The 22,724-nt window shown below is 60.7% G+C and carries 13 protein-coding genes; 12 read left to right on the top strand and 1 reads right to left on the bottom strand.

The genetic code is table 11. From position 1 onward, the window contains the following. Positions 1-483 precede the first annotated feature (483 nt). From ACT3IC_RS03345 to ACT3IC_RS03305, 9 genes are all read left to right on the top strand, one after another. Complete coding sequence (locus ACT3IC_RS03345) at positions 484-1,173, top strand: hypothetical protein (RefSeq protein ID WP_156654062.1); 690 nt, start codon at positions 484-486, stop codon at positions 1,171-1,173. Between the two features lie 213 nt (positions 1,174-1,386). Beyond that, positions 1,387-1,866, top strand: a complete 480-nt coding sequence (locus ACT3IC_RS03340) for an Hcp family type VI secretion system effector (RefSeq protein ID WP_103178611.1) — start codon at positions 1,387-1,389, stop codon at positions 1,864-1,866. Between the two features lie 157 nt (positions 1,867-2,023). Continuing rightward, entirely contained in the window at positions 2,024-2,569 is a 546-nt protein-coding gene (gene hydN, locus ACT3IC_RS03335) for an electron transport protein HydN (RefSeq protein ID WP_114315672.1), read from the top strand. A 37-nt stretch (positions 2,570-2,606) separates the two neighbouring features. Next, the gene (gene fdhF, locus ACT3IC_RS03330) at positions 2,607-4,757 is read left to right on the top strand and encodes a formate dehydrogenase subunit alpha (protein ID WP_473476188.1); all 2,151 of its coding nucleotides are present in this window, start codon (positions 2,607-2,609) and stop codon (positions 4,755-4,757) included. Continuing rightward, on the top strand, positions 4,758-6,980 hold the full coding sequence (gene hypF, locus ACT3IC_RS03325; protein WP_473476186.1) for a carbamoyltransferase HypF: 2,223 nt from the start codon (positions 4,758-4,760) through the stop codon (positions 6,978-6,980). 14 nt (positions 6,981-6,994) lie between these two features. Continuing rightward, positions 6,995-8,014 carry a HoxN/HupN/NixA family nickel/cobalt transporter gene (locus tag ACT3IC_RS03320; RefSeq protein ID WP_473476183.1) on the top strand — a complete coding sequence of 340 codons (1,020 nt, stop codon included), beginning with the start codon at positions 6,995-6,997 and terminating at the stop codon, positions 8,012-8,014. Positions 8,015-8,164: 150 nt separating this feature from the next. Further along, positions 8,165-10,312 (top strand): formate dehydrogenase subunit alpha, encoded by a 2,148-nt coding sequence (gene fdhF, locus ACT3IC_RS03315; protein WP_473476180.1) that lies wholly within the window; start codon positions 8,165-8,167, stop codon positions 10,310-10,312. 2,319 nt (positions 10,313-12,631) lie between these two features. After that, positions 12,632-13,093 (top strand): hypothetical protein, encoded by a 462-nt coding sequence (locus ACT3IC_RS03310; protein ID WP_473476178.1) that lies wholly within the window; start codon positions 12,632-12,634, stop codon positions 13,091-13,093. A gap of 683 nt (positions 13,094-13,776) precedes the next feature. Then, entirely contained in the window at positions 13,777-14,238 is a 462-nt protein-coding gene (locus ACT3IC_RS03305) for a hypothetical protein (protein ID WP_473476176.1), read from the top strand. 557 nt (positions 14,239-14,795) lie between these two features. Here ACT3IC_RS03305 and ACT3IC_RS03300 read toward each other — a convergent pair. Continuing rightward, positions 14,796-17,036 (bottom strand): TonB-dependent siderophore receptor, encoded by a 2,241-nt coding sequence (locus ACT3IC_RS03300; RefSeq protein WP_103178619.1) that lies wholly within the window; start codon positions 17,034-17,036, stop codon positions 14,796-14,798. Positions 17,037-17,290: 254 nt separating this feature from the next. On the opposite strand from ACT3IC_RS03300, the gene fes reads away from it, so the two are divergent. The 3 genes from fes to entF are packed head-to-tail and all read left to right on the top strand — an operon-like array spanning position 17,291 to position 22,583. After that, on the top strand, positions 17,291-18,493 hold the full coding sequence (gene fes, locus ACT3IC_RS03295; protein ID WP_325940550.1) for an enterochelin esterase: 1,203 nt from the start codon (positions 17,291-17,293) through the stop codon (positions 18,491-18,493). A gap of 14 nt (positions 18,494-18,507) precedes the next feature. Beyond that, positions 18,508-18,720 carry an MbtH family protein gene (locus tag ACT3IC_RS03290; protein ID WP_214421718.1) on the top strand — a complete coding sequence of 71 codons (213 nt, stop codon included), beginning with the start codon at positions 18,508-18,510 and terminating at the stop codon, positions 18,718-18,720. Next, positions 18,717-22,583 (top strand): enterobactin non-ribosomal peptide synthetase EntF, encoded by a 3,867-nt coding sequence (gene entF / locus ACT3IC_RS03285; RefSeq protein WP_473476172.1) that lies wholly within the window; start codon positions 18,717-18,719, stop codon positions 22,581-22,583. The genes ACT3IC_RS03290 and entF overlap by 4 nt, the downstream gene beginning before the upstream one ends. The last annotated feature ends 141 nt before the right edge of the window (positions 22,584-22,724 follow it).

Below are 22,724 nucleotides of genomic sequence, written 5' to 3'. Positions count from 1 at the left end.
CTGCTCCGCCAGCGCCACCGTGATTGTAACGGGATAAACGCTGCCACGACATAGTGAATGTCGATACATGCTAACGGGTTCCTACGCCCGGTTGCGGATGTGCCGCAACGCAACCACTTTACGAGCCCGATAACAGGAATAAAAGCGTTAACCATGAATTACATAAGGTTACTTCAGAGGTTGCGAGGCGCCTTCCAGAAAACCATGCCGGGGGCGCTACGCTTGCCCGGTCTACGATACGAATGCAGTTGCTTCTCATGAAAATGGTATTTCCCGCCCCTTCAACACCTACAGCGAAAACATCAAAACTGACGTCGTTACTTATGTCGATGACAGCTCCTATAAATGCCATAACTATTACCCAGAACGTTTAAAAGTTCTCATATGAACTTATTAGATGCAAAATGTAGTTTGCTTATTTACTCATTAAATTTTACCTCTTATACTCGCTGGGTTGACTTAAGCTAAATTGCCAGGGCGGCTATGAATTATAACAATGACGTTATTAGCTATTTACAAGCAAACAATATTCTTGCGTTAAAGCTCGATCGTGCACTAACAGGCGTTAGAGAAGTGGTTTCAAGGCAGATAGAAACTATAGGCGCCGGTGCTAAACGAGCCCTTTATTACACATCCTGTTTTACTGATGATTATCAGGATGTATGTAGAAACCAAAAGAGTGAAGATATTCGTTTTAAAAATGGCGTTGTTCACCTCTTTCAGAATAATAATATTGCTTATGAAATGCTTCGTATTTATTTTGAGCAGATATTTCAGTACAAAACGTCAGAACAGTTAGAGAACATCAAGAATAAGTTAATGGCGGCAAATGTTTATATAGCTGCAAGTTCTTTTACCAACGCAGGGTTCGCGTTAGCGGTCGCTTACTGCGTCGCTATTGGAATGAACCTGAGGCTTGAAATGAGTGCTTTGGTCGGCCGCAAGGCCGGAGGGGTTGTTGCCGTTGCGGGTATATATGGAGTTATTCAGAGAGCGGCTGACAGTGCGCAACGTCTGAAATATGTCTCTCCAGCCTATTACGCAGCGTTGTACTCACGGGAGCTTGAAATGATGTATTTCCTGGTAGAACCATTATTTGAACGAGCCGGAGCATTCTCTCATTCAACATCGGATAGCGACATAGCCGAGCTCATCACTAAGATGATTAGATAATGATGAATATTATATACAGGATATTCAGGCGGATGTTTAGGTCTTTACTTGCCGACTATGGCCCGTCCATTTTAACAATATTGTTCGCATTGGTGCTGATACATTTTTTTCCAAACGGTCCTTTATGGCCTATACCTGTGTTTTTTTTAGTTGTTCTGATTTTCATTAAGTGGTAAAGCTCAATTTAAATTTTTGAAATAATAAGGACGTTATATGTCTACACCCGCCCATTTATGGCTTGAAGATGAAAATGGCTCTCCAGTTGTAGGTGGCTGTATTATGCCGCTACGGTTAGGCTCAATTGAGCTTAAGTCGTTCTCCCACGGTGTCACCATTCCGGTGGATCCGAATCTGGGAAAGCTTACCGGGACGCGTGTCCATCGCCCCGTCACTATAGTAAAAGAGTTCGACCGGACCACGCCTCTTCTTTATCGGGCAGTATGTGAAGGAAGAACGATGAAGAAAGCCACAATTAAGATGTACAGAATCGTTGATTCAGGTATTGAGGCTGAATATTTTAATATCATTCTGGAGAATGTGAAATTTACAACTGTTGCACCCTATCTGGCTCCGAATGGAATGAGTAGTACTCATCTTGAAACGCTGGAGTTACGTTACGAGGCGATCACTTGGAAATATACAGATGGGAATATTATCTACCGTGACTCATGGAATGATCGATGCTGTGCATGAGCGAGTTCATCATTCTAAGTAAAAGTGCAATTCTGTCATCGTCACTTCTGACGATGACATCAACATCCCACACTAAACCCCTTTAAATTCAACATCATAATTTCTGGCGCGATTTATGCATACCCCATCCCGCTTATTACCTAGCCGGAGTTAAAGGATGAATCGCTTTATCATTGCCGATGCCAGCAAATGCATCGGCTGTCGTACCTGTGAAGTGGCCTGCGTGGTGTCGCACCACGACACCCAGGACTGCGCCTCGCTAACCCCGCAGAACTTCCTGCCGCGTATTCACGTCATCAAAGGCGTCAACGTCTCCACCGCCACTATGTGCCGCCAGTGCGAAGATGCCCCCTGCGCCACCGTCTGCCCGAATGGGGCGATTACCCGCGATAACGATTTTGTTCACGTCCACCAGGAGCGCTGCATCGGCTGCAAAACCTGCGTGGTCGCCTGCCCATACGGCGCGATGGAAGTGGTCCTGCGTCCGGTTGTGCGCAGCATCGGTAGCGGGCTGAACGTGATGTCGGAGAAGGCCGAAGCCAATAAGTGCGACCTCTGCTACCACCAGCCGGACGGTCCGGCCTGCGTGCAGGCCTGTCCGACCAACGCCATTGTCTGCATCGACAGGCAAAAACTTGAGCAGCTGAGCCAGGAGAAACGCCGTCGGGCGGCGCTGGACACTGTCTCTTCCATGATGCTGTAAGCATTTTCTCTTTTCACTTTTAGCAGGTCTGTTACTGATGAAAAAAATCACCAGCGTTTGCCCTTACTGCGGTGCGGGCTGCAAATTAAAACTCGTCGTTGAGAACAATAAGATCGTCCGTGCCGAAGCGGCAGAGGGGGTGACCAACCAGAACCAGTTGTGCCTGAAGGGCTATTACGGCTGGGACTTTCTCAACGACACCCGCATCCTGACGCCGCGCCTCACGCAGCCGATGATCCGCTACCAGAAGGGCGGCAAGTTTGTGCCGGTCTCCTGGGAGGAGGCCATACGCTATACCTCGAAGCGGCTGGGGGAGATCAAGGCGAAGTATGGCCCGCGGGCCATCATGACCACCGGCTCGTCCCGCGGAACGGGGAACGAAACCAACTACGTGATGCAGAAGTTTGCCCGCGGGGTGCTCAACACCAACAACGTCGACTGCTGCGCCCGGGTGTGTCACGGCCCGAGCGTGGCCGGGCTGCAGGAGACGCTCGGCAACGGGGCGATGAGCAACTCCATCAGCGATATCGAGCACTCAAAATGTCTGCTGATCTTCGGCTACAACTGCGCCGACTCGCACCCGATCGTCGCCCGGCGGGTGATTAAGGCGAAACAGCACGGCGCGAAGGTGATCGTCTGCGATCCGCGCAAAATCGAAACCGCGCGCATCGCCGACCGCCATCTGCAGATCAACAACGGCTGCAATATGGCGCTGGTGAACGCCTTCATTTATACGCTGCTGGAAGAGAACCTCTACAACAGCGACTACGTGGCGCGCTACACCGACGGGCTGGAGAGGCTGCGCGAGACGGTGCGCGAGTACGCCCCGGAAAACGTCGAGGGCATTACCGGCGTCAGCGCCCGGCAGATCCGGGATGCGATGCGCATCTACGCCGCCGCGCCGTCCGCCACCGTGATGTGGGGGATGGGCGTCACCCAGTTCGGGCAGGCGGTGGACGTGGTGAAAGGGCTCTCGACGCTGGCACTGCTCACCGGCAACCTCGGGCGCGAACACTGCGGCGTCGGCCCGGTGCGCGGTCAGAACAACGTCCAGGGGGCCTGCGACATGGGTGTCATACCCAACCAGTTCCCCGGCTATCAGGATGTGACCGACCCGCAGGTGCGGGAGAAGTTCGCCCGGGCGTGGGGCGTTGATCCTGCGCGGATGGATGACCAGGTGGGCGTGCGCATCACCGAGGTGCCGCACCTCGCCCTGGAGGGCAAGGTCAAAGCGTACTACATCATGGGGGAAGATCCGCTCCAGACCGAGGCGGACCTGGGGCTGGTGCGCAAAGGCTTTGACGCCCTCGATTTTGTGGTGGTGCAGGACATCTTCATGACCAAAACCGCCGAGGCGGCGGACGTGCTGCTGCCCGCCACCTCCTGGGGCGAGCATGGCGGGGTCTTTACCTGCGCCGACCGCGGCTTCCAGCGCTTTGAAAAAGCCGTTGAGCCAAAAGGCAACGTCAAGCGCGACTGGGAGATCATCAGCCTGATCGCCACAGAGATGGGCTATCCGATGCACTATCGCGACAACCAGCAGATCTGGGACGAGATGCGCGAGCTCTGCCCGCTCTTCTACGGCGTCACCTGGGAAAAAATGGGCGAGATGGGGCACGTCCAGTGGCCTTGCCCGACCCTCGATCATCCCGGCACGCCGTGGCTCTATGCGGATAACCGCTTCGACACCCCGAACGGCAAAGGCCAGCTTTTTGCCGCCCCGTGGCGCAAGCCGGCGGAAGTGCCAGACGATGAATACCCGCTGGTGCTCTGCACCGTGCGCGAGGTGGGGCACTACTCCTGCCGCTCCATGACCGGCAACTGCGCCGCGCTGCAGGCCCTGGCGGACGAGCCGGGCTTTGTGCAGATGAACCCGCAGGATGCGGCAAAACTGGGCGTTCAGGATCGCCAGCTGGTGTGGGTCAGCTCCCGCCGCGGGAAGGTGATCAGCCGGGCGGACGTCAACGAGCGCATCAACCAGGGGGCGGTGTACATGACCTATCAGTGGTGGATCGGGGCCTGTAACGAGCTGACCCAGGACAATCTCGACCCGGTCTCGAAAACGCCGGAAACCAAATACTGCGCCGTCAAAATCGACGCCATCGCCGATCAGCCCTGGGCGGAACGCTACGCCCAGACCACCTATCGCGACATGAAAACCCGCCTGCGTGAGGCGGTGGAGAGTTAAATGAGTACAAACGGCACGCGGGTGCGCATTCGCGGCAAAGTCCAGGGCGTCGGGTTCCGCCCCTGGGTCTGGCAGGTGGCCCAGCAGCTGGGGCTCAGGGGCGACGTCTGCAACGACGGGGCAGGGGTGGAGGTGCGTCTCGTCGGTGGGGCGCAGGCCTTTATCCGCCAGCTTGCCGTCGGCTGCCCGCCGCTGGCGCGTATCGACGATATCCAGGAGCAGCCCTGGCGCTGGGCGCAGACCCCGATGGATTTTACCATTCGTGCCAGCGCCCACAGCCAGATGACCACCCAGGTGGTGCCGGATGCCGCCACCTGTCCGGCCTGTCTGGCGGAGATGAACGACCCGCGCGAGCGCCGCTACCGCTACCCGTTTATCAACTGCACCCACTGCGGGCCGCGCTTCACCATTATCCGGGCGATGCCCTACGACCGCCCGGCCACCACCATGGCGGGGTTTGCGCTCTGTCCGGCCTGCGAGGCGGAGTACCGCAACCCGGCGGACCGGCGCTTTCACGCCCAGCCGGTGGCCTGTCCGGACTGCGGGCCGCAGGTCAGCTGGGTGTGCGGCGAGGCGCGTGAGGAGCGGGAAGCCGCCCTTAAGGCCGCCGTATTGATGCTGAAACAGGGCGGGATCGTGGCGGTAAAAGGGCTGGGGGGGTTCCATCTGGCCTGTGATGCGCAAAACGTTGCGGCGGTAAACCGGCTGCGGGAACGTAAACGCCGCCCGACCAAGCCGCTGGCGGTGATGATCCCCGCGCGCCTGGCCGCGTGGCTGCCTGACGACGTGCAGGCGCTGCTGCGCTCCCCGGCCGCGCCGGTGGTGCTGGTGGCAAAACACACTCTGTTCTGCGAGGCCATCGCCCTCGGGCTTAATGAGGTGGGGGTGATGCTGGCCGCCAACCCGCTCCAGCACCTGCTGATGCAGGAGCTCGATCGCCCCCTGGTGATGACCTCCGGCAACCTGAACGGCTGCCCGCCCGCGCTCACCAACGCGCAGGCGCTGCGCGATCTCGCCGGGATCGCCGACGGCTGGCTGCTGCATAACCGCGATATCGTCCAGCGCATGGACGACTCGGTGATGCGCGCCAGCGGGGAAATGCTGCGCCGCGCCAGAGGCTTTGTGCCGGATGCGCTGCCCCTGCCGCCCGGTTTTGAACAGGCGCCGTCGCTGCTCTGCCTGGGGGCGGATCGCAAAAATACCTTCTGCCTGGTGCGCGGCGGCCAGGCGGTGCTGAGCCAGCATCTGGGGGATCTGCATGATGACGATGCCGAACGTCAGTGGCGGCAGGCCCTGACTACCATTCAGGACATCTGGCAGTTTACCCCTGAGCGGGTGGTGACCGACGCCCACCCTGGCTACCGCGCCACGCAGCTCGGCCAGCAGATGCCCTATCCGCAGCATCAGGTGCTCCATCATCACGCCCACGCCGCAGCCTGCATGGCGGAACACGGCTGGCCGCGGGACGGCGGGGATCTCATCGCCCTGGTGCTGGACGGTATCGGCCAGGGGGAAAACGGCGCGCTGTGGGGTGGGGAGTGCCTGCGGGTGAACTACCGCACCTGCGAAAAGCTGGGTGGGCTACCAGCGGTGGCGCTGCCCGGCGGCGATCTGGCGGCGCGTCAGCCCTGGCGCAACCTGCTGGCCCAGTGGCAGGCGTTTGTCCCCGAGTGGCGGACGCTGCCGGAGGCCGCCCGCCTTCTGAACAAACCCTGGCAGCCGCTGGCCCGGGCGATTGAACGCGGGGTGAATGCGCCGCTGGCCTCCTCCGCCGGGCGGCTGTTTGACGCCGTGGCTGCGGCGCTCAACTGCGCCCCGGAACAGATCAGCTACGAAGGGGAGGCCGCCTGTCGGCTGGAAGCCCTGGCCCTGAGCGCCGCGCCGCAAAGCCACCCGGTCACGATGCCGGTGCGCGACGGCGAGCTGGATATGGCCACCTTCTGGCGCCAGTGGCTGGGCTGGCAGGCGCCGGACAACGCCCGGGCGTGGGCCTTTCACGACGCGCTGGCCCAGGGGCTGGCGACCCTTGCGGGCGAACATGCCCGGCGGCGGGCGCTCTCTACCGTTGTCTGCAGCGGCGGGGTGCTGCACAACCGCCTGCTGCGCGAACGTCTGCAGTTCTGGCTGAACGATTTTACCGTGCTGTTTCCCGGGCGGCTTCCCGCCGGTGACGGGGCGGTGGCTTTTGGGCAGGCAATGATTGCCGCCGCGACTTTTCTTTGAATCTGGATCTGACTATGTACATGAAATATTTCAATAACCATCCCAAAGCCCTGGCGCTGATGCTGGCGTTAATCGCAACCAATATTCTCGCCTGGGGGCTGGCGTTCTACCTCTTTCACGCCACGCCGTCGCTGCTGGCGGCCAGCCTGCTGGCCTGGTGCTATGGCCTGCGTCACGCGGTGGATGCTGACCACATCGCCGCCATCGATAACGTCACCCGCAAGATGATGCAGCAGGGCAAGCGTCCCTGCGGCGTGGGGGCCTGGTTCTCGCTGGGGCATTCGACGATTGTGGTGCTGGCCTCCATTGCCATCGCCGCCACCGCCACGGCGTTCAGCCGCAATATGGCATGGTTCCACGAAACCGGGGGCACCATCGGCACGGCGGTCTCCGCCTTCTTCCTGCTGGCGATGGCGCTGGTCAACCTGGTTATTCTGCGCGACATCTGGGGCAGCTTTAACAAAATGAAGCGCGGCGAAAGCGTGCCGGAGACGGTGTCGTTTGCCTGCGGCGGGGTGATGAACTGGCTGTTCCGCTCGGCGTTTCGCCTGGTCACCCGCAGCTGGCACATGTATCTGGTGGGCTTCCTGTTTGGCCTCGGGTTTGATACCGCCACCGAGATCGGGGTGCTGGGGATCTCCGCGGCGGGTGCCTCCAGCGGCATGTCGGTGTGGGCGATCATGGTCTTCCCGCTGCTGTTCACCAGCGGCATGGCGCTGATCGACACCCTCGATAACCTGATTATGGTGGGCGCATACGGCTGGGCCTTTAACAAGCCGCAGCGCAAGCTCTACTACAACATGACCATCACCGGCACCTCGGTGGTGGTGGCGCTGTTTATCGGCGGGCTGGAAGCGCTGGGCCTGCTGGCAGATAAGCTGGGCCTTGAAGGTGGCCTGTGGAACGGCGTCGCGGCGCTGAACGATAACCTCGGTAACGCCGGGTTTATCGTGGTCGGGCTGTTTGTCGCCTGCTGGGTTATCTCGTTAATCAACTACCGCTTTAAAGGCTACGACGCCCTGGTTGTACGCTAACGTCATCGCTGTCCGTTCGTCACGACACTTTTGACGAACGGACCCCTTCCCGCCATTTATCCCTCTTATTTTCAATAACTTAATTTTAGTTTTCAGGCTGGCATAGTTAATGCATGCCGCTGGGGACATATTACCAACGGAGTAACACCGATGAAGAAAGTCGTCACGGTTTGCCCCTATTGCGCATCGGGTTGCAAAATCAACCTGGTGGTCAATAACGGCAAAGTCGTCAAGGCTGAAGCAGCACAGGGTAAAACCAACCAGGGCGATCTCTGCCTGAAGGGGTATTACGGCTGGGATTTTATCAACGACACCAAAATTCTCACCCCGCGCCTGAAGACGCCAATGATCCGTCGCCAGCGCGGCGGCAAGCTGGAAGCCGTCTCCTGGGACGAAGCGCTGGACTACGTTGCCAGCAAGCTCAGCGCCATTAAGGCTGCGCACGGCCCGGACGCGATCATGACTACCGGTTCATCCCGCGGTACCGGGAATGAAACCAACTACATTATGCAAAAATTTGCCCGCGCGGCAGTCGGCACTAACAACGTCGACTGCTGCGCGCGCGTCTGACACGGCCCATCGGTTGCAGGTCTGCACCAGTCGGTCGGTAACGGCGCAATGAGCAACTCCATTGTCGGCATTGAAAAAGCGGACATGGTCTTTATTTTTGGCTACAACCCGGCGGATTCGCACCCTATCGTGGCGAACCGCGTCATCAAGGCCAAACGCAACGGGGCGAAGATTATCGTCTGCGATCCGCGCAAAATCGAAACCGCGCGCATCGCCGATATGCATATCGCACTGAAAAACGGCTCCAACATCGCGCTGCTCAACGCGATGGGGCATGTGATTATTGAAGAAGAACTCTACGACCGCGCCTTTGTGGCGGCGCGTACCGAGGGCTTCGAGGAGTATCGCAAGATCGTCGAAGGCTATACGCCGGAATCGGTCGAGGCGATCACCGGGGTCAGCGCGGCGGAGATCCGCCAGGCGGCGCGGATGTACGCGGCGGCTGAAAACGCGGCGATCCTCTGGGGCATGGGCGTGACCCAGTTCTACCAGGGCGTGGAAACCGTGCGGTCGCTCACCAGCCTGGCGCTGCTGACCGGCAACCTCGGCAAACCGTATGCAGGGGTGAACCCGGTGCGCGGGCAGAACAACGTGCAGGGCGCGTGTGATATGGGTGCGCTGCCGGATACCTATCCGGGCTATCAGTACATCAATAACCCGGAAAACCGGGCCAAGTTTGCCAAAGCCTGGGGCGTGGATTCACTGCCGGCCCATACCGGGTATCGCATCAGCGAACTGCCTCACCGCGTGGCCCACGGCGAAGTGCGCGCGGCGTACATCATGGGAGAAGATCCGCTCCAGACCGACGCCGAGCTCTCTGCGGTGCGTAAGGCGTTTGAGGGGCTGGAACTGGTCATTGTACAGGATATCTTTATGACCAAGACCGCCGCCGCCGCGGATGTGATCCTGCCGTCCACCTCCTGGGGGGAGCACGAAGGGGTCTACACCGCCGCCGACCGCGGTTTCCAGCGCTTCTTTAAAGCGGTTGAGCCGAAGTGGGACCTGAAAACGGACTGGCAGATCATCAGCGAAATTGCCACGCGGATGGGCTACCCGATGCACTACAACAACACCCAGGAGATCTGGGATGAGTTGCGTCATCTGTGTCCGGATTTCTATGGCGCCACCTACGAGAAGATGGGCGAGCTGGGCTATATCCAGTGGCCGTGCCGGGACGAGTCCGAGGCCGATCAGGGGACCGATTACCTGTTCGAGAAGGAATTTTCCACCCCTAACGGGCTGGGGCAGCTCTATACCTGCGACTGGGTCGCGCCGATCGACAAGCTGACGGAGGAGTATCCGCTGGTGCTCTCAACCGTGCGTGAAGTGGGGCACTACTCGTGCCGCTCGATGACCGGGAACTGTGCGGCGCTGGCGGCGCTGGCCGATGAACCGGGCTATGCGCAGATCAATACGGCGGACGCCGCGCGTCTGGGTATTGAGGATGAAGCGCTGGTGTGGGTGACGTCGCGTAAAGGCAAAGTCATCACCCGCGCGCAGGTGAGCGATCGTCCGAACAAAGGGGCGGTCTATATGACCTACCAGTGGTGGATTGGGGCTTGTAATGAGCTGGTGACGGAGAACCTGAGCCCGATAACCAAAACGCCGGAGTATAAGTATTGCGCCGTGCGCGTGGAGCCGATTGCTGACCAGCAGGCTGCGGAACAGTATGTGATTGATGAGTATCATAAGCTGAAGAAGCACTTGCGGGAACTGGCGGTAGGGTGAGGGGGCTGTTGTAGGCCCGTGCAAGCGTAGCGCCGCCGGGCGTGGGCAGGGGTGCCTGGGTGGTGGAACATGTGGCGGTGGAGGGGGTTCCGTTCACCTTGCGTTCGCTGCTTCTCTGTAAACCGCGTCACCCGTGAACGTGCCAGGGGGGCTCGCCGCCTCCCCCCTGGCAACCCCGGCTCCCGGCAACGAAAATCGCCGCGTTGCGGTGCCCTCAGCTTATTCCCTCCGGCTTTCGGGTCGGGGGCGATCCTACATCCCTGTAGGTCGCCCCCTCTCGGCGCGTCCCTGCGTCTCACCCCGGCCTGCGGTCAACGCTTCGGCGATTTTCAGCCGGACACGGGCATCGCTGTGAGTCATTTATTCTTTTTACGATTCTTCAGTGCTGTGATTTTGCTGGTGCAGGTTTTGTGTTTTGTAGGCCCGTGCAAGCGTAGCGCCGCCGGGCGGGGCAGGGGTGCCTGGGTGGTGGAACATGTGGCGGTGGAGGGGGTTCCGTTCACCATACGTTCCTTGCTTCTCTGTAAACCGCCTCACCCGTGAACGTGCCAGGGGGGGCTCGCCGCCTCCTCCCTGGCAACCCCGGCTCCCGGCAACGAAAATCGCCGCTTCGCGGTGCCCTCAGCTTATTCCCTCCGGCTATCGGGTCGGGGGCGATCCTACATCCCTGTAGGTCGCCCCCTCTCGGCGCATCCCTGCGCCTCGCCCCGGCCTGCGGTCAACGCTTCGGCGATTTTCAGCCGGACACGGGCGTCGCTGTGAGTCATTTATTCTTTTTACGATTCTTCAGTGCTGTGATTTTGCTGGTGCAGGTTTTGTGTTTTGTAGGCCCGTGCAAGCGTAGCGCCGCCGGGCGTGGGCAGGGGTGCCTGGGTGGTGGAACATGTGGCGGTGGAGGGGGTTTCGTTCACCATACGTTCCTTGCTTCTCTGTAAACCACGTCACCCGTGAACGTGCCAGGGGGGGCTCGCCGCCTCCCCCCTGGCAACCCCGGCTCCCGGCAACGAAAATCGCCGCTTCGCGGTGCCCTCAGCTTATTCCCTCCGGCTATCGGGTCGGGGGCGATCCTACATCCCTGTAGGTCGCCCCCTCTCGGCGCGTCCCTGCGCCTCGCCCCGGCCTGCGGGAAACGCTTCGGCGATTTTCAGCCGGACACGGGCGTCGCTGTGAGTCATTTATTCTTTTTACGATTCTTCAGTGCTGTGATTTTGCTGGTGCAGGTTTTGTGTTTTGTAGGCCCGTGCAAGCGTAGCGCCGCCGGGCGTGGGCAGGGGTGCCTGGGTGGTGGAACATGTGGCGGTGGAGGGGGTTCCGTTCACCATACGTTCCTTGCTTCTCTGTAAACCGCATCACCCGTGAACGTGCCAGGGGGCTCGCCGCCTCCCCCCTGGCAACCCCGGCTCCCGGCAACGAAAATCGCCGCGTTGCGGTGCCCTCAGCTTATTCCCTTCGGCTTTCGGGTCGGGGGCGATCCTACATCCCTGTAGGTCGCCCCCTCTCGGCGCATCCCTGCGCCTCGCCCCGGCCTGCGGTCAACGCTTCAGCGATTTTCAGCCGGACACGGGCGTCGCTGTGAGTCATTTATTCTTTTTACGATTCTTCAGTGCTGTGATTTTGCTGGTGCAGGTTTTGTGTTTTGTAGGCCCGTGCAAGCGTAGCGCCGCCGGGCGTGGGCAGGGGTGCCTGGGTGGTGGAACATGTGGCGGTGGAGGGGGTTCCGTTCACCATACGTTCCTTGCTTCTCTGTAAACCGCGTCACCGGTGAACGTGCCAGGGGGGCTCGCCGCCTCCCCCCTGGCAACCCCGGCTCCCGGCAACGAAAATCGCCGCGTTGCGGTGCCCTCAGCTTATTCCCTCCGGCTTTCGGGTCGGGGGCGATCCTACATCCCTGTAGGTCGCCCCCTCTCGGCGCGTCCCTGCGCCTCGCCCCGGCCTGCGGTCAACGCTTCGGCGATTTTCAGCCGGACACGGGCATCGCTGTGAGTCATTTATTATCAATGGGTTTCATTGTTGCTTTGATTTTTTGCGAGGCGGCTTCTGAGAATGGTTTTTGCTGGTTGTCGCTTTAATACCCTCTCGGTATCTTTCTGTTGCGCCTGCAAAATCAGGCGTCGGGATTGACCTCCTGGTATGAGTTACAGGCGACATAGATTAATATGTCGTGCGCACGGCTACACCTCAATGGCGGGCCGGGCGGGGGCGTCGCAAGACGCGCCGGTTTCCTGTAACGCCGGTAAGGTCAACCTCGTCTGGTTCCGCCACCCGTGAGATTGACCTCTCCGATGGCGGATTTAAATACCGTTACAGGAGGCTGCCACTATGGCTACTACCCCAACCCAGACTCACCCATTATTTACCGTACCGTTCTCGCACAACACGGATTTCACCGTACTGGCGAACCACTGCGAGCGTTTTGCTTACACCCTGCTGGAAACCGACGAACCCGCTGAAAAGCTGGCGCTGTGCGCCCGTCTTTGTGCCTGTCTCGCGCTGTTACAACCTACGCTCAACGAGCCCATTCCGGCGCACCTGGTGGAACATTTCACCCTTAACGATCTGCCTTCCCGTCTGCCCGCATTCGAGCCGGAAAGCGATCAGCTGGGCATCTATTGCCAGACCGTCACGCAGCTTTTAATCAGCAATATCCTGCCGCCGGAGATGGCGCGCGTGATGGAAGGACTGCTGTATGACCTGGTGAGCTTTTACGCCGACACGCTCAACGCCCCACGCTGGCTGCAAACGCCGGATGGGCGCGTGGCGTTTGATGCGTTGATCGATTGAGTTTGTAGGCCCGTGCAAGCGTAGCGCCGCCGGGCGGGGCAGGGGGGCCTGGGTGGTGGAACTTGTGGCGGTGGAGGGGGTTCCGTTCACCATACGTTCCTTGCTTCTCTGTAAACCGCGTCACCGGTGAACGTGCCAGGGGGGCTCGCCGCCTCCCCCCTGGCAACCCCGGCTCCCGGCAACGAAAATCGCCGCTTCGCGGTGCCCTCAGCTTATTCCCTTCGGCTTTCGGGTCGGGGGCGATCCTACATCCCTGTAGGTCGCCCCCTCTCGGCGCATCCCTGCGCCTCGCCCCGGCCTGCGGTCAACGCTTCGGCGATTTTCAGCCGGACACGGGCATCGCTGTAAGTCTCTTATTCTTATTGATTTTCATTGTTGCTTTGATTTTTTGCGAGGCGGCTTCTGAGAATGGTTTTTGCTGGTTGTCGCTTTAATACCCTCGCGATATCTTCCTGTTGCGCCTGCAAAATCAGGCGTCGGGATTGGAACCCTGACTGACTTTATCGATGACATAAGAGGCCTTATGTCGTACGCTCTGCTGCACTTCAATGGTGGGCTGGCGGGGGCATCGTAAGATGCGCCGGTATCCGATAAAGCCGGTAGTTCCAACCTCGCTCAGTCCACCGCCATGAGATTGGAACCTCTGACGGTGGGTTTAAAACACTTTATCGGAGGCTGCCACTATGGCTACAACCCCAACCCAGACTCACCCATTATTTACCGTACCGTTCTCGCACAACACGGATTTCACCGTGCTGGCGAATCACTGTGAGCGTTTTGCTTATACCCTGCTGGAAACCGACGAACCCGCTGAAAAGCTGGCGCTGTGCGCCCGTCTTTGTGCCTGTCTCGCGCTGTTGCAACCCATGCTCAACGAGCCCATCCCGGCGCACCTGGTGGAACATTTCACCCTTAGCGATCTGCCTTCCCGTCTGCCCGCATTCGAGCCGGAAAGCGATCAGCTGGGCATCTATTGCCAGACCGTCACGCAGCTTTTAATCAGCAATATCCTGCCGCCGGAGATGGCGCGCGTGATGGAGGGGCTGCTGTATGACCTGGTGAGCTTTTACGCCGACACGCTCAACGCCCCATGCTGGCTGCAAACGCCGGATGGGCGGGTGGCGTTTGATGTGTTGATCGACTGAGTTTGTAGGCCGGGCAAACGCAGTGCCGCCCGGCACAACAATGCCGGGTGGCGGCTTCGCCTTACCCGGCCTACAAAACTGCAAACGCCGGATGGGCGGGTGGCGTTTGATGCGTTGATCGATTGAGTTTGTAGGCCGGGCAAACGCAGTGCCGCCCGGCGCAACAATGCCGGGTGGCGGCTTCGCCTTACCCGGCCTACAAAACCAAAAAAATAAAAACCAGCGATGAAGAAATTAAAAAAAACAACGGGCTTACAGCGGCTCCCTGGTCCGGCTGAAAATCGCCGAAGCGTTGACCGCAGGCCGGGGCGAGGCGCAGGGACGCGCCGAGAGGGGGCGACCTACAGGGATGTAGGATCGCCCCCGACCCGATAGCCGGAGGGAATAAGCTGAGGGCACCGCGAAGCGGCGATTTTCTTGCCGGGAGCCGGGATTGTTAAGGGGGCGGCGATAGCCCCCTTAACACGTTCACAGGTGACGAGGTCAACAAAGAAGCAGCGAACGCAAGGTGAACGGAACCACCTCCATTGCCGCATGTCCCCCCAACCGACAAACCATCAGAACCGCGTATTCACACTCATAAACCAGGTCCGCCCCGGTTCATTATAGGTATACGCCCCCGCACCATACATATACGCCCCTGTCGTCGCATTCCCCGTCGTCTGGGCATTCCCCGCACGCCACTGGCGTTTATCAAAGACGTTATCCACGCCCCCGGTCAGGCTCACATATTTGGTCACATCCCAGGTCGCGCTCAGGCCGACGATGCTGTACGGGCTCACTTCGTCCAGCTCGGATCCGGTCGCCGGCTGACCTTTGTAGTTGTACTTCTTCGGCTGCTGCTTGCCGTACCAGGTGAAGGTCGACTGCAACGACACATCCTGCTGCACCTGCCAGCTCAGGGTGGAGTTCAGCGTGTACTCCGGGATGATCGACAGACGATCGCCGGTCTCCTTGTTCTTGCTTTGCAGCATATAGGTAATGTTGTTGGTCCAGTTGATGGCGTCGCTGACCGGCACGTTCAGGGTGCCTTCCAGCCCTTCAACTACCGCCTTCGGCACGTTTTCCCACTGATAAATATCGGTGCGGGTTCTCCCGGCAGAGGTCTGGCCGATCGGCGCATAGCCCGCTTCAATCTTGTCGCGGTAGTCGTTGCGGAACCAGGTCACGCCCGCCAGCCAGCCGTCGCGTTTCCACTCCAGGCCAATCTCTTTGTTGATGCTGGTTTCCGCTTTCAGATCTTCGTTACCCAGCATGTAGCAGCCCACGCCGTCGGCACTGGCATAGCAGCCCTGGCCCTTGCTGTAGAGCAGGTAGTTCGGGTTGGTCTGGTAGAGGCTTGGCGCTTTATAGGCGCGGGCGATGCCCATCTTCAGGGTGAAATCATCCCCCAGCCCCTGGGAGAGGTTCAGGGACGGGCTCCAGTTGTTGCCGACAATGGAGTGATGGTCGAAGCGCAGCGCCGGGGTCAGCATGGTGGTGTCGGTCAGCTCCATGTTGTTTTCAGCGAACAGGGAGAAGATTTCCGCGTCGGAGTAGGGGCTGCGATTATCGCTCATTCCCGCAATGGCGCCGCCCTGCAGGGCCTGGCCGTTGGAGGACATATCCTTCATCCGCTGCTGATCCCACTCGGCGCCCAGGGTCAGGTTCTGGTTGACGATAAAGTCGATCGGCAGGTTGATCTCACTGTGCAGCATCACGTCGGAGAGGTCGGTGTCGGTGAACTTATCGCTGTTGAACAGCCCCTCCAGACCGCCCGCCAGCCCCTCGCCGAGACGGGAGTTGCGGGTGTGCTCGTACTGCGCCCAGTTATTGGTGGTGATGCCATTATCCCAGCCGCCGGTCCAGGTCAGGGCGAAGTTCTGGCGATAGATCCGGTTGGTCTCTTTGCCATAATTTTTCTTCACCAGCCCGTTGCTGCTGTTGTCGTTGTTGGTGTTCTGGGTATCCCCGGCATAGAGGTTGTTCTGGCGGCTATAGCCCGCTTCGAACTGCAGGGCCTGCATCGGGGCAAACTCCCAGCGCAGCACGCCGTTCACGTCTTTATTCTCCACGCCTTCACGTCCGGCGGGCAGGGTGTCGGCATAGGCGCCGGTACGTTCAGACTGATGGCCCTGGTTGATATCCCAGGCGTCGGCCTGGGTTTTATCCAGGTTGCCATACAGACGGAAGCTGAACGCGTCGCTCAGCGGGCCGCTCAGGCTAAAGTTGGTGCGTTTGGTGGAGCCTTCTTCGTTGTGCTCAGGGGCATTCAGATAGGTGTTCCAGGAGCCATGCCACTCGTTGCTGACCTTTTTGGTGATGATGTTCACCACGCCGCCCGCCGCGCCGTTACCGTAACGCGCCGCCGCCGGGCCTCGGATCACTTCGATACGCTCGATCATCTCTGGCGGCACCCAGCCGGTGTCGCCGCGGGTGTCGCGCTCGCCGCGCCAGCCCAGACGGATGGAGTTGCGGCTGGTCACCGGCTTACCGTCAATCAGGATCAGGGTGTTTTCCGGGCCCATGCCGCGGATATCAATCTGGCGGTTGTTGCCGCGCTGGCCGCTGGTGGAGTTACCGGTCAGGTTAACGCCCGGCATGGTGCGGATGATCTCCGACACATCGCGCGCCGACGGGTTTTTACGGATCTCATCCGCGGTAATGGTGGAGACGCCCGGCGCCTGCAGGTTCTGCTCGGCAGCGGTGATCACCATGGTATCTTCGTGCCCGGCGGTTTCGGCTGCCATCGCAGGCAGTGCCACACCGTAAATTCCCAGATTGACCAGTAAGGTCAGCGAGTGAAGCTTATTATTCATTGTATGTCCTGCTTTTCGATGCCGCATGCCTCATGGCTCCGTCCCGAATGGGTGAGGCGGCGGAAGGAGATCGCCCGCAGTCTGCGAAAACCCCTCGATCCTGAGTCAGTACGCAGCGCAGAGCATGGTTATTAACTGTTCGCGCTTCCCACAGCGCGCCCATACGCTATTGCAAATGCAAATAGTTATCAATAATATTATCGATATTGTTTATCTTTAATCAACAATTCAGAACAAATCATGGGGTTGAATCGGTGGCGACGCTGGAAACGGGAAGTGATGCCTGGTGGCAGTCGAAACAGGGACCCGACCGGGTGCGGGAGGGGGATCATTATCGGGTGACGTTCTGCTGGCGCGACCCGCAGGGCACGGAGCAGACCTCGCCGCTAAAAAAGGTGTGGCTCTATATCACCGGCGTGACCGATCACCACCATAACGCCCGCCCCCAGACGCTGGAGCGGATTAATGGCACCGACGTCTGGCAGTGGCAGGGCGAGTTCAGCCCCCACTGGCGCGGCAGCTACTGTTTTATCCCCTCTGAACGCGACGACGACTTTGCGGATGCGGTGTTTGCCTCCGACCCGCCGGACCGCATGGCCCTGCGCGAAGGCTGGCGCAGGCTGCTGCCAAAGGCTATCGCCGATCCGCGCAACCCGCAGCACTGGCGCGGCGGACGCGGCCATCCGGTCTCGGCTCTCGAAATGCCCGAGGCGCCGCTACAGCCTGGCTGGGATCGGCCGGATACCCCGTATCAACCTGCGCAGTGCATCATTTGGCAGAGCGCAAGGCTCGGCAACACCCGCCGGGTATGGATCTTTACCACCGGCGAAGCATCCCCAAACGAACGTCCGCTGGCGGTGCTGCTCGACGGGCAGTTCTGGGCCGAGAGCATGCCGGTCTGGCCCGCGCTGACGGCGCTCACCCTCGATGGTCAGTTGCCGCCTGCGGTCTACGTGCTGATCGACGTCATCGACACCGACCATCGCAGCCGCGAGCTCCCCTGTAATCCCGATTTCTGGCTCGCCGTTCAGGAGGAGCTACTGCCGCAGGTGCAGGCGCTGGCGCCGTTCAGCGACCGCGCCGATCGCACCGTGGTTGCCGGGCAGAGCTTTGGCGGTCTCTCGGCGCTCTATGCCGGGCTGCACTGGCCCCAACGCTTTGGCTGCGTGCTCAGCCAGTCGGGGTCGTTCTGGTGGCCGCATCGCGGCGGCAAGCACGACGGCATCATTATCGAACAGCTTAAAAACCAACAGCTGTCGGCTCAGAGCCTGCGCATCGTCCTTGAGGCGGGGCGACGTGAGCCACTGATTTTTCGCGCCTGTCAGGCGCTGTATGCCGAGCTACAGCAGACACAGCAGCCGGTTATCTGGCGTCCGGTGGACGGCGGACATGATGCACTTTGCTGGCGGGGAGGGCTGACGCAGGGGCTGATGACTCTCTGGCAGCCGCTTATTTAATAATGGAGTCTGGTATGGAATTCAGTAACCCCTTCGACGATCCGCAGGGTCTGTTCACCATTGTGCAAAACGCCCAAAATCAGTACAGCCTCTGGCCGCAGCAGTGCGCCTTGCCCGACGGCTGGCACGTGGTGTGTGAGGCGCAGTCGCAGGAAGCCTGTCAGAAGTGGCTGGCGGCCCACTGGCAAACCCTGATCCCGGCCCATTTTGCACAGGTGACTCCATGAGCGTTAAACATCCTCTCGTGGCGGCCCAGCCGGGGATCTGGATGGCGGAACAGCTCTCCGACCTGCCCAACGCCTGGAGCGTGGCCCACTATGTCGAGCTGACCGGCCCGGTGGATGCGCCATTGCTGGCGAAAGCGGTGGTGGCGGGCATGATGCAGGCCGATACCCTGCGCACCCGTTTTACCGAAGAGAACGGCGAGATCGGGCAGTGGGTGGATGAGAGTGCTACCCTGCCGGAACCGCAGATTATCGACCTGCGCCATCACGCCGACCCGCATGCCGCCGCGTTGGCAACCCTGCAGGCCGACCTCAATCAGAACCTTCGCGTCGACAGCGGCCAGCCGCTGGCCTTCCACCTCCTGCTCCAGGTGGCAGATAACCGCTGGTACTGGTATCAGCGCTATCACCATTTAGTGGTGGATGGCTTCAGTTTCCCCGCCATTACCCGGCAGATCGCCGCCATTTACCGCGCCTGGTCTAAGGGGGAAGCCACGCCGGAATCGCCGTTTACCCCCTTTGCGGAGGTGGTGGAGGAGTATCAGCGCTACCAGCAGAGCGACGCATACGCCCGCGACGGCGCCTTCTGGGCGGAGCAGCGTAAGCAGCTGCCGCCGCCGGTGTCCCTCTCCAGCGCGCCGCTGCCGGGGCGCGCCGCCACAACCGATATTTTGCGCCTGAAGCTGACCGCCGATCGCCAGGCCTTCAGCCAGCTGGCGAATAAGAGCCAGAGCCAGCGCACCGACCTTGCCCTGGCGCTGGTGGCCCTCTGGCTCGCCCGCCTGACCGGACGGATGAGCTACGCCGCCGGGTTTATCTTTATGCGCCGGATGGGCTCCGCGGCGCTGACCGCCACCGGCCCGGTGCTGAACGTGCTGCCCCTGGCGGTGAACATCAACCCGCAGGAGACGCTGCCCGAGCTGGCCCAGCGCCTGGCCGGGCAGATGAAAAAGATGCGCCGTCACCAGCGTTACGACGCCGAGCAGATTGTCCGCGACAGCGGGCGTGCCGCCAGCGACGAGGCGCTGTTTGGCCCGGTGTTTAACGTCAAGGTCTTTGATTACCAGCTGGATATCGATGGCGTGCAGGCGGTGACCCATACCCTCGCCACCGGCCCGGTCAACGATCTGGAGATGGCGCTCTTCCCGGACGAGCAGGGCGGGCTGAGCATTGAGATCCTCGCCAACAAACAGCGTTACGACGAGGCCACCCTGGTGCGCCACGTCGAGCGCCTGCATGAGCTGCTGGCGCAGTTTGCCGCTAACAGCGACCTGCGCTGCGGCGAGGCCGAAACGGTCTCTGACGCTGAATATCAGCAGCTGGAAAAGATAAACCAGACCGCGGTTCCGCTGCCGCGCACCACCCTGAGCGGGCTGGTGGCGGAGCAGGCGGCGAAAACCCCGGACGCCCCGGCGCTGGCCGATGCGCAATACGAGCTGACCTACCGCCAGATGCGCGAGCAAGTGGTGGCCCTGGCGCATCTCCTGCGCGAGCGCGGGGTGAAGCCCGGCGACAGCGTGGCGGTGGCGCTCCCGCGCTCGGTATTCCTGACCCTGGCCCTGCATGCCATTGTCGAAGTGGGGGCCGCGTGGCTGCCGCTGGACACCGGCTATCCCGACGATCGCCTGCAGATGATGATCGAGGATGCGCAACCCTCGCTGCTGATCACTACCGACGACCAGCGCCCGCGCTTTGACCATCTGCCGGTGGCGACTTTTAGTTACAACATACTATTACCTGCGGCGGATGCCACACCTCTGCACCTGAGCAGGCCGGAACAGACCGCCTATATCATCTTTACCTCTGGCTCAACAGGACGACCGAAAGGGGTGATGGTCGGCCAGACCGCCATCGTCAACCGCCTGCTGTGGATGCAAAACCACTACCCGCTCACCGCCGCAGACGTGGTGGCGCAAAAAACGCCGTGCAGCTTTGACGTCTCGGTATGGGAGTTCTGGTGGCCGTTTATCGCCGGGGCGAAGCTGGTGATGGCCGAGCCGGAGGCGCACCGCGATCCGCTGGCGATGCAGGAATTCTTCGGGAAATATGGCGTCACCACCACCCACTTTGTGCCGTCGATGCTGGCGGCCTTTGTCGCGTCGCTGACCCCGGAAAATGTTGCCTGCTGCGCCAGCCTGAAGCAGGTGTTCTGTAGCGGCGAAGCCCTGCCCACCGCCCTGTGCCGGGAGTGGGAGCAGCTTACCCAGGTGCCGCTGCATAATCTGTATGGCCCCACCGAAGCGGCGGTGGATGTCAGCTGGTATCCGGCTTATGGCCCGGAGCTGGCGGCAGTAGAAGGCAACAGCGTGCCGATTGGCTTCCCGGTGTGGAATACCGGCCTGCGCATTCTGGATGGGATGATGCGCCCGGTGCCGTTCGGCGTGGCGGGGGATCTGTACCTCACCGGCATTCAGCTGGCGCAGGGCTATCTGGGCCGTCCGGATCTGACCGCCAGCCGCTTTATCGCCGATCCTTTTGCCCCCGGCGAGCGCATGTACCGCACCGGGGACGTGGCCCGCTGGCTGGATAACGGCGCGGTGGAGTATCTGGGCCGCAGCGACGATCAGCTGAAAATTCGCGGTCAGCGCATCGAGCTGGGTGAAATCGACCGGGCGATACTGACCCTGCCGGACGTGGCCCAGGCGGTGACCCACGCCTGCGTCATCAATCAGGCGGCAGATACCGGCGGCGATGCCCGGCAACTGGTGGGCTACGTGGTTTCGGAATCCGGCCTGCCGCTGGATCGCGATGCGCTTTTAACGGCGCTGAAAGCCCAACTGCCGCCGCACATGGTGCCGGTAGTGTTACTGCAACTCAGTGACCTGCCGCTCAGTGCCAACGGCAAGCTGGATCGTAAGGCGCTGCCGCTGCCGGAACTGACGGTTAAAGCCCAGGGGCGCCCGCCACAAACCGACGCCGAATGGACCATTGCCGCGGCGTTTTCCGCCCTGCTGGGGTGTGAGGTTAACGATATCGAGGCGGATTTCTTTGCCCTCGGCGGCCACTCGCTGCTGGCGATGCGCCTTGCCGCCAGCCTCAGCCGCCACTTTGCCCGTCAGGTAACCCCCGGCCAGGTGATGGTGGCCCCGACGGTGGGCAAGCTGAGTGCGCTACTGGCATCCGACATCAGCGACGAGCAGGCTCAGCGTCTGGGCTACGAGACGATATTGCCTCTGCGCGAAAGCCACGGCCCGACGCTGTTCTGCTTCCATCCGGCCTCCGGTTTTGCCTGGCAGTTCAGCGTCCTGGCCCGCTACCTGAGCCCGCGCTGGTCGATCATTGGCATTCAGTCGCCGCGCCCGGGGCCGATGCAAAACGGCGCTACCCTGGATGAGGTGATTGAGCACCATCTGGCGACGCTCCGCGCTCAACAGCCGCGCGGGCCTTATTACCTGTTTGGCTATTCGCTGGGTGGCACCCTGGCCCAGGGGATCGCCGCCCGCCTGCGCGCGCAGGGAGAAGAGGTGGCGTTCCTCGGCCTGCTCGACACCTGGCCGCCGGAGACGCAAAACTGGTCCGAAAAAGAGGCCAACGGTCTGGATCCTGAGGTTTTAGCGGAGATTGAACGTGAGCGACAGGCGTTCCTCGCCGCCCAGCAGGGGCAGGCATCCGGGGAATTGTTCAGCATGATCGAGGGCAATTACGCCGATGCGGTGCGCCTGCTGACCACGGCGCACAGCTCAACCTTTGACGGCAAAGCGACGCTGTTTGTTGCGGAACGCACGCGAACGATGGAGCCCCACAAGGCCTGGGCGCCGTGGGTAGGGGAGTTGGAGGTCTACCATCAGGATTGCGCCCATGTGGAGATCATCTCCCCGCAGGCGTTTGAGCACATCGGTCCGGTGTTGAAGGAAATATTGGGGTAGCCACAATGCCCGGCGGCGCTGCGCTTGCCGGGCCTACGGTTCGTGCCATAAGGGTTTTTTAGGCCGGGTAAGGCGTAGCCGCCACCCGGCATTGAGGCACAGTTTCAGACCGCAGTGGTTTTGTAGGCCGGGTAAGGCGTA

The sequence above is a fragment of the Leclercia sp. GHBNCSD genome (assembly GCF_055805075.1).
This window is presented reverse-complemented; position numbering and strand designations above follow the sequence as displayed.

Excerpts from the sequence above, each read along its gene's own strand:
- ACT3IC_RS03345 (WP_156654062.1), top strand. The coding sequence starts at position 484 with ATGAATTATAACAATGACGTTATTAGCTATTTACAAGCAAACAATATT.
- ACT3IC_RS03340 (WP_103178611.1), top strand. The coding sequence starts at position 1,387 with ATGTCTACACCCGCCCATTTATGGCTTGAAGATGAAAATGGCTCTCCA.
- hydN (WP_114315672.1), top strand. The coding sequence starts at position 2,024 with ATGAATCGCTTTATCATTGCCGATGCCAGCAAATGCATCGGCTGTCGT.
- fdhF (WP_473476188.1), top strand. The coding sequence starts at position 2,607 with ATGAAAAAAATCACCAGCGTTTGCCCTTACTGCGGTGCGGGCTGCAAA.
- hypF (WP_473476186.1), top strand. The coding sequence starts at position 4,758 with ATGAGTACAAACGGCACGCGGGTGCGCATTCGCGGCAAAGTCCAGGGC.
- ACT3IC_RS03320 (WP_473476183.1), top strand. The coding sequence starts at position 6,995 with ATGTACATGAAATATTTCAATAACCATCCCAAAGCCCTGGCGCTGATG.
- ACT3IC_RS03310 (WP_473476178.1), top strand. The coding sequence starts at position 12,632 with ATGGCTACTACCCCAACCCAGACTCACCCATTATTTACCGTACCGTTC.
- ACT3IC_RS03305 (WP_473476176.1), top strand. The coding sequence starts at position 13,777 with ATGGCTACAACCCCAACCCAGACTCACCCATTATTTACCGTACCGTTC.
- ACT3IC_RS03300 (WP_103178619.1), bottom strand. The coding sequence starts at position 17,036 with ATGAATAATAAGCTTCACTCGCTGACCTTACTGGTCAATCTGGGAATT.
- ACT3IC_RS03290 (WP_214421718.1), top strand. The coding sequence starts at position 18,508 with ATGGAATTCAGTAACCCCTTCGACGATCCGCAGGGTCTGTTCACCATT.
- entF (WP_473476172.1), top strand. The coding sequence starts at position 18,717 with ATGAGCGTTAAACATCCTCTCGTGGCGGCCCAGCCGGGGATCTGGATG.